Annotated in this window: 5 protein-coding genes and 1 pseudogene; 4 read left to right on the top strand and 2 right to left on the bottom strand. The window is 49.8% G+C overall.

Going from position 1 to position 6,415, the window contains the following annotated elements:
- Positions 1-78: 78 nt before the first annotated feature.
- Positions 79-1,473 (bottom strand): annotated as a pseudogene (locus tag AC6BYQ_RS27145) (DUF4158 domain-containing protein); the annotation flags it as partial.
- A 470-nt stretch (positions 1,474-1,943) separates the two neighbouring features.
- Between AC6BYQ_RS27145 and AC6BYQ_RS27140 the strand changes: the two are divergent.
- On the top strand, positions 1,944-2,186 hold the full coding sequence (locus AC6BYQ_RS27140) for a hypothetical protein (protein ID WP_498057825.1): 243 nt from the start codon (positions 1,944-1,946) through the stop codon (positions 2,184-2,186).
- A gap of 94 nt (positions 2,187-2,280) precedes the next feature.
- Positions 2,281-2,802: a colicin immunity protein Cui gene (cui, locus tag AC6BYQ_RS27135; RefSeq protein WP_498057824.1), complete on the top strand. Its 522-nt coding sequence runs from the start codon at positions 2,281-2,283 to the stop codon at positions 2,800-2,802.
- Positions 2,803-2,851: 49 nt separating this feature from the next.
- On the opposite strand, the gene AC6BYQ_RS27130 is transcribed toward cui, so the two are convergent.
- A complete protein-coding gene (locus tag AC6BYQ_RS27130; RefSeq protein ID WP_498057823.1) occupies positions 2,852-4,036 on the bottom strand; it encodes a colicin-like pore-forming protein in 1,185 nt (394 codons plus the stop codon).
- Between the two features lie 162 nt (positions 4,037-4,198).
- Between AC6BYQ_RS27130 and AC6BYQ_RS27125 the strand changes: the two genes are divergently transcribed.
- Entirely contained in the window at positions 4,199-4,618 is a 420-nt protein-coding gene (locus AC6BYQ_RS27125; protein WP_498057822.1) for an Exc2 family lipoprotein, read from the top strand.
- Positions 4,619-5,007: 389 nt separating this feature from the next.
- On the top strand, positions 5,008-6,231 hold the full coding sequence (locus AC6BYQ_RS27120; RefSeq protein WP_261451969.1) for an IS91 family transposase: 1,224 nt from the start codon (positions 5,008-5,010) through the stop codon (positions 6,229-6,231).
- The last annotated feature ends 184 nt before the right edge of the window (positions 6,232-6,415 follow it).

Here is a 6,415-nt window from a genome sequence, read left to right as displayed (position 1 = left end):
CGCACCAACAGGAGAAGTTGCGCGCTACGGTTAATGGTTAGGGATCCCAAAAAAATGCTTTTGAGATTCCTAACCATCAAGCAGGTACGGGCGCAGCCGCAAGGGTAACGTTTCCGGCGGGCATTCCGCCAGCGGCCGCTGTGAAAGCGTCTGTTTTTTGCTGAACACCATTTTTAGCCAGCTCAGTGCTCCAGCCCACGGGCTGTCCCGGACCACGCTGGTGAGGTCAAGTGACAGATATAATGGTCGCAGGTGACGCCGGATTAACGCCGTCATGCCGTCAACGGCCTGCCACTGCAGCGCCAGCTTGCTGACGGGTTTCGCACTCATGCGCTGTGCGGTGGTTTTCAGCGTCTCCCGGGGCATGATTTTCCAGGCGCGACGGCGGACTTCGCCAAAGGTGGTGGGGTCCGGAACGCTGTCGTCAACGTAAAGCGACAGCAGACGCCCGATTTTAGCGGTTTCACGCCGGTGTTTTTCCTGCACGTCAGCCATGAGTTGTCTGGCCACGCTGCGGCTCTCATCCTCAAGCTGTTTCATATGGAAAAACATCGCATCCACCAGGTTGTCGCTGAACTGGCGATAGCGGATCCAGGCATAACACAGCAGATAAAGGCGGGTCTGCTCAGGTTTCAGATTGCGGAGATCGTAAACGGTGTAGAAATTTGCCAGGCTGGCGTAGTACAGCAGGTTTTGCTGCGAAATATTCAGTACCGGTAAAATGTCGCAGGCTTTACGGTGCAGCGGTGCCAGTATGGCCCGTTTCTCCCGTTCGTGGACCATCTGGCGCCAGCCAAAGTCACGCGCATCCTGCCTGAGGATCGCGAGCCGGGAAAGGGTATCATCACGCTCAATCAGCTTGTCCAGGTCGGCAACGGTGGCGTCATCAAGCCGCTCCGTCAGAATACGTCCCAGCCGCTGCCTTTCATCAGAAAGAACCCGGCTCACCAGCTCCTGCAGCGTGGTGTAGCCGGGGCGGATGATTTTATGTGCGCTGAGCCAGATAATCAGCTCAGTGGCGACAAAGCCGGGAGTCACATCGCGGTGAACAATGTGAGCGGCCTGTTGTTCAAGCTGTGAAGACAGTGCTGATGACCACGACCGGTACCCATACAGTGCGCAGATTTTTTCCCGCTGAGCATATCGTTCGTGCCTGGAGAGCGATTTGTCCGGAAGGGACTCCCCGTGAAAATAACGGCTCAGGATAAAGTCGCAGTCGTCCTTAACATCACTCCATCCGAAGCGGAAAAACAGGTGCTTGGCTTTAAAGTAAGCGATCTGCAGAATGCAGTAAATCTGGGAGTGAATCCCCTGACGACCACAGGCCAGCGCCAGTTCGGATTCATCCAGAGCAAGATATTCCAGCCGCTGTGCATCGTCGAAATCAGGGAGTCCGTACAGCGCTTCCTGCTCGGCATTGTTTAAAACCGCCAGTCGTTCGCTGTTACCTGTCGCTTTACCACGCGTTGTCATCCTGGCCTCGTACTGAATATGTCCGTAAGAGGATCGTCAACCGGACAGCGAAGAAATACCCGTTTGGAGCGAAAAATCACAATTCGCAACGTATCACATAGCTGGTACGGATAAATTCTCACTCACGGCACCATAAGCGTACACATCAGCACATGCCAAACATGCTTCAAAAATCGACTAATTCGTAATGCCGGAAATTTCGGCGGTTCCGGCGTACAACCCCAAAAAGATACGCATCGCATTTAGCGGGACTGGCCTTACAGGGCAAGGGGGGGATAGGCGATACCTATCAGGCCTGGGCGGCTACGCCGCGTCACCGGCGCCATTCACTAAAAGTGTCATATGGAGTTCCAGCTGGCGCCTCCATGCCGCTTTGCGGCATTAGAAAGACCGACTCTCGCCTGTCTGGTTAAGCCATGGTATAAATATTTGTGCGCATACTTACAGTCCGTCACCGAGGGAGGTAACTCATGGCTGAGTTCATTTTATTCAGAAAAGATCATCACCTGACAGCAGTTAATAAGTCAGACGCTGAAAGCGCTTCTTTGCTGGTCGGGCAAGGGTATGAACAACAACCTGAAGAAATAGACGCCCCTGATGCGAGCATGGCACTTAAAAGATTTGCGGATATAAAAAATGAAGAAATAGCGACAGAACACGCCTTTACTACTGAAGCAGTGTTCAGTTCAGTGTTGTCAGCCATTCTAAAATAAAATAGCAGAACAGAATAGGGATAAAAGTATTGAGTATCAACTCGGCATTTAAACGCTATCTCCACATAGTTTACAAAAGGGAGTGCTATTAATCATGAATAACGAAACGTTCATATGGAAAAAATTCGCGATAATTCTCATCGTAGGTTTGTTACCCCTTTTACTTTTGTTTATTTATTTTGAGTTTTCACCAAAAAGTTATTTTTTTGATTATTTTTTGGATTTAACCCAAAGTGTTAATGCGAATATATCATCAACCAACTTGGAACTAACAAAACCGCTAAGTATATACTGTAAATCATCACCTTTATTTGCCTTGTATTTCGTTTTTAAATTTGGAAAGTACATAAAACTCAAAGAAGGCAAGAAAAAATCAACAATCGTCTTTAATTTTATCGGATTTTCTCTTGTGTACATAATTCTTCTCTATATTTTTGCGATAGGAGAATTTGATATAACAAACGGTAACAGGTTGTTAAAGGCAACGGCATCAAATGACTATGCAATGTTTCTATACTATATAGTTACGTTTTCCGGTCTTTATTGTTTGTCATTCCTATTCTTTTTGATGTTGACAAAAATACCATCAATTATATCGAAGGGACGACCTTTATAAAAAGAGCCTCTAAACTAGAAGGCTCTACGTATACAAATTAGCTTCGCAATCAATTTGCCGGTCGAATTACTTCATTGTTAAATCGCTCGGCGAATCCTGCGTCAATGAATGATGTACCGTATGCAATCATTGTTGCCGTGATTATTGTTAGCGCGGTAACAAGTAAAGTGGGTAAAGCAAATGACGACAGAACAGCCGTCACAAATCCAAGCGCTACAGCACCGGCCAATCCACTCAGCAGCATGGACTCCACCTCGTATGCTAGAGGCGCCCAGTTGCCGGTCTCGTAGCCGACAATGCTTTTCTCCCGGATTTTTTCAATCTTGAGCGCTATATCGGCAGCTTTGAAAAACTTACCGAAGTGACCAAACCGATTTGCCATATCCTGCGCATCAACAGCTCTCATTGCATTGATGATAGCGTCTTTATCCCCTTGCTTAACTTTCATTGACGGGTTTGACATAATATTATTAAAAGAAGCCAGTGCGTCATTGTAACCACGGATAGTACGCCCCTGGAAATTGCGCAAATTATTGGCAATCTCGTCAGCGTAACGCTTATATTTCCCACCGATATGATGGCTTATCTTCTCGCCGGCATCCGCAATAATACCGCTCGCTTCCATAAGGAATTCTTTCTCATCTTTCACATACTCTCGCACCTGATTAGCAGCTTCATTTTTATCATAATTTCTAGCGGAGTTATTGCCACTTTCCTTTCCTGATGCTATTGATGTGAAAGCTATATTACCATTTTTATCAACTAAAACAGAATATGTTTTACTACCCAATCGAGAATAGTATTGGTGCTTATCGCTGTTATCTCCGTACAGTTGGCCTACGTCTGCCACGTTAGGATGCCCCGGAGACCCCTGTCGTAGTTTACCTTGTTTTGGTGTACCAATATTTCTGCCTGTTGGTGGGTTATCTCTTAATAATGAGTCAAGAATACGTGTTGAGCCGCCTTCATAATCCACCCATGACGAGTTACCCTCTGTCATGACGATCCCATTCATGGTGGCATGACCTTCACCATCAATAATAACCGTTCCCCACTTGGTTTGATGCCTGTCACCGGGACGCATCACATTCCAACCGGCAGCTTTGGCATCATTGCTATCATTCTTACCGCCACCCGTGCCATGAGAGCCACCACCTGGCGAAGTACCGTCCCCACGTTCAGAACTCCAGCCAGTACCATCACCTTTACCGCCACCGTAATTGAAACCACCCATAATATTTCCCTCTTTAGGCTATGTAATCGAACTTGACACTGTATATGCATACAGTAATTTGATGCTACACCTTATGGAAAGCATCGTCAACTGCTAAGCAATACGATATTCTTACGCACGATAACTGCATGATGTAGTTACCGTTACACTCAGGAGAGCATCGTGACAACATACCCAATTAGGAAGGCCGCCGTACTTCTCGCATGTCTGTTTATCCTGGCGGGATGCAAAGCCCCCACGACCAGTGCCGAACGCCATGCCAAACACTTTACCTATGCCGCTGACGACGGATTCGACCCTCATTTCGCCACGCGCAAACATGACTCGATAACATTGTCTGTACCGTTCTTTAAGCAATTCTGGGAGGAAGGAAAAAAGGATCGGGAAAAAGGTATTACACAGGAAGAAGCAAACAAACGCGCACAATATTTTTACAGCGATGATTTTTTTACTTCTTTTAAAAACTACAGCGTATTCGCGGGTAAGGAATACAACGTAACCAATACATCACTAAAATGGCGTAAAGCTATGTCTGAAGAGACCTCTGGTGCATACATGGACGGGTATGAAGGGCGTAATTAGCTCTCCAGATAGCTGCACGTCGCAGAGTATTAACCTCAGTGGGCGCAGCGGCGCCTATTCACTCAGCCGCTGCGTATAACCCTTACGTGAGTTTGACTCATGGCATTAAGAGAATGGCTGGTTAAGCAGCGTCTATCGTTTCGGCCGTTCAACCGTCAGTATGAACGTAGCGCCCCTATGGGGCGAGCACGGCAGCGCTGCTGCCTCAACCGTCTTTAAGCCCCAGCCTCACCTCAACGCCGGCGCCGCCTGAGCGCCCCAAGCCCCTCGCGGTGGGACATGCCCCACCGCCGCGTTGACACACGCATAAAATAAGCACGCCTGTGGCGTGAGCTGGCTGGCGCCGGACGCCCTTTTCCTGTTCCCTGCCGCCCTGTAGACTCTGCACCATGTATATTCCCAGACCCGCAAAGCTGCTGTTCCAGCATGACGATGGCTGGAGCCAGTACCTGGATAAACACGGCGACACCCTCAGCGACTGGACCAAACTCGCCGTCGAACGCATGCTCGCCTGCGGCACCTGCGCCATGGGCGTGCGCCGTTACTGCTGCGCCTCACCGGACTGCACCCATTCCCGCTTTTTCTGCCAGAGCTGCAAGTCCAAAGCCTGCTGCAGCTGTGGTCTCAAAGCCACCGAGCAATGGATCGCCGAACAGCAGCACATCCTGCCCGACTGCGATTGGCAACACATCACGTTTACCATGCCTCACCTGCTGTGGCCGTTCTTCAACAACAATTGGCCCCTGCTCAATGACCTGTTTCGCTGTGCCACCCGTGCCATGCTCCGCTGGGCACGCCAGCAGGGTATCGAAGTCGGCATTTTTTGCGCGCTGCACACCTACGGACGCCAGCTCAATCAGCATCCGCATGTCCACGTCTCCGTCACCCGCGGCGGCCTCGATATCAAACACAGCACCTGGCGGCAGCTGTTCTTTAAAAAGAAAGAGGTAGAGCAAATCTGGCGCAACGCCGTGGTTTACCTGCTGCGCGACAACTACGCGCAAATCAAACCCGGTGGCCTGCCAGGCCTCGGTCATATCCGTAATGAAGATCGGTGGCACCGTTATCTGCAGGCGCAATATCGTCGCGCCTGGAAAGTGCATTTTGCCAAAAAGACCCGCGGCGCCTGGCGCAGCGTGAAATACCTGGGCCGTTATCTGAAGCGCCCGCCGGTGGCGGCGTCGCAGCTGCGCCACTATCGCGGCGGTGCCGTGGTGCATCAGTATTACGATCACCGCACTCAGCAACACAAACGCCAGAAAATCAGCCAGGAGGAGATGCTGCAGCGTTACGTCAGCCATATTCCGGCGCGACATTTTAAAATGGTGCGGTACTACGGCTTCCTGGCCAACCGCAAGCGGGGCTCGCTACTGCCGAAGGTCTACGACGCCCTGGCGATGACGGTACGGGAAAAGCCTAAACGGCCCGGGTTTGCGGTGCTGATGAAAGGCTTCCTGGGCACCGACCCGTACCAGTGCATCCTGTGCAAAGGCCGGCTGCGTTTTGCTGGCGCCGTGGCGGGTGAACACGCCACAAAAATGCTCTCTGACAGGCTGCATCGGATGGCGAAAAAACGATGGCTACGGATGCCTGCTCTGGATCAGTGCGCCTGAAAAACAAGTTTTAGATTAAAAACACAGCAAATACAGTATTTTTACGCATTATCCTGTAATAGCCCTCACCAGATGGGGATCTCCTTCACCTAAGTTCATGGTTAGGAAACTCAAAAAGGCCTGATTGAGTTTCCTAACCATGAACTGAGAGCGTTAAATTTTAATATAAACAATGAATTATATT

The organism is Serratia sp. LTN-2 (assembly GCF_059740205.1).
Note: the sequence above shows the minus strand (reverse complement) of the source record. Positions and strands in the feature narration are given on the sequence as shown.

Coding starts and splice junctions, on each gene's coding strand:
- AC6BYQ_RS27140 (WP_498057825.1), top strand. CDS start 1,944: ATGGCTGAGTTCATTTTATTCAGAAAAGATCATCACCTGACAGCAGTT.
- cui (WP_498057824.1), top strand. CDS start 2,281: ATGAATAACGAAACGTTCATATGGAAAAAATTCGCGATAATTCTCATC.
- AC6BYQ_RS27130 (WP_498057823.1), bottom strand. CDS start 4,036: ATGGGTGGTTTCAATTACGGTGGCGGTAAAGGTGATGGTACTGGCTGG.
- AC6BYQ_RS27120 (WP_261451969.1), top strand. CDS start 5,008: ATGTATATTCCCAGACCCGCAAAGCTGCTGTTCCAGCATGACGATGGC.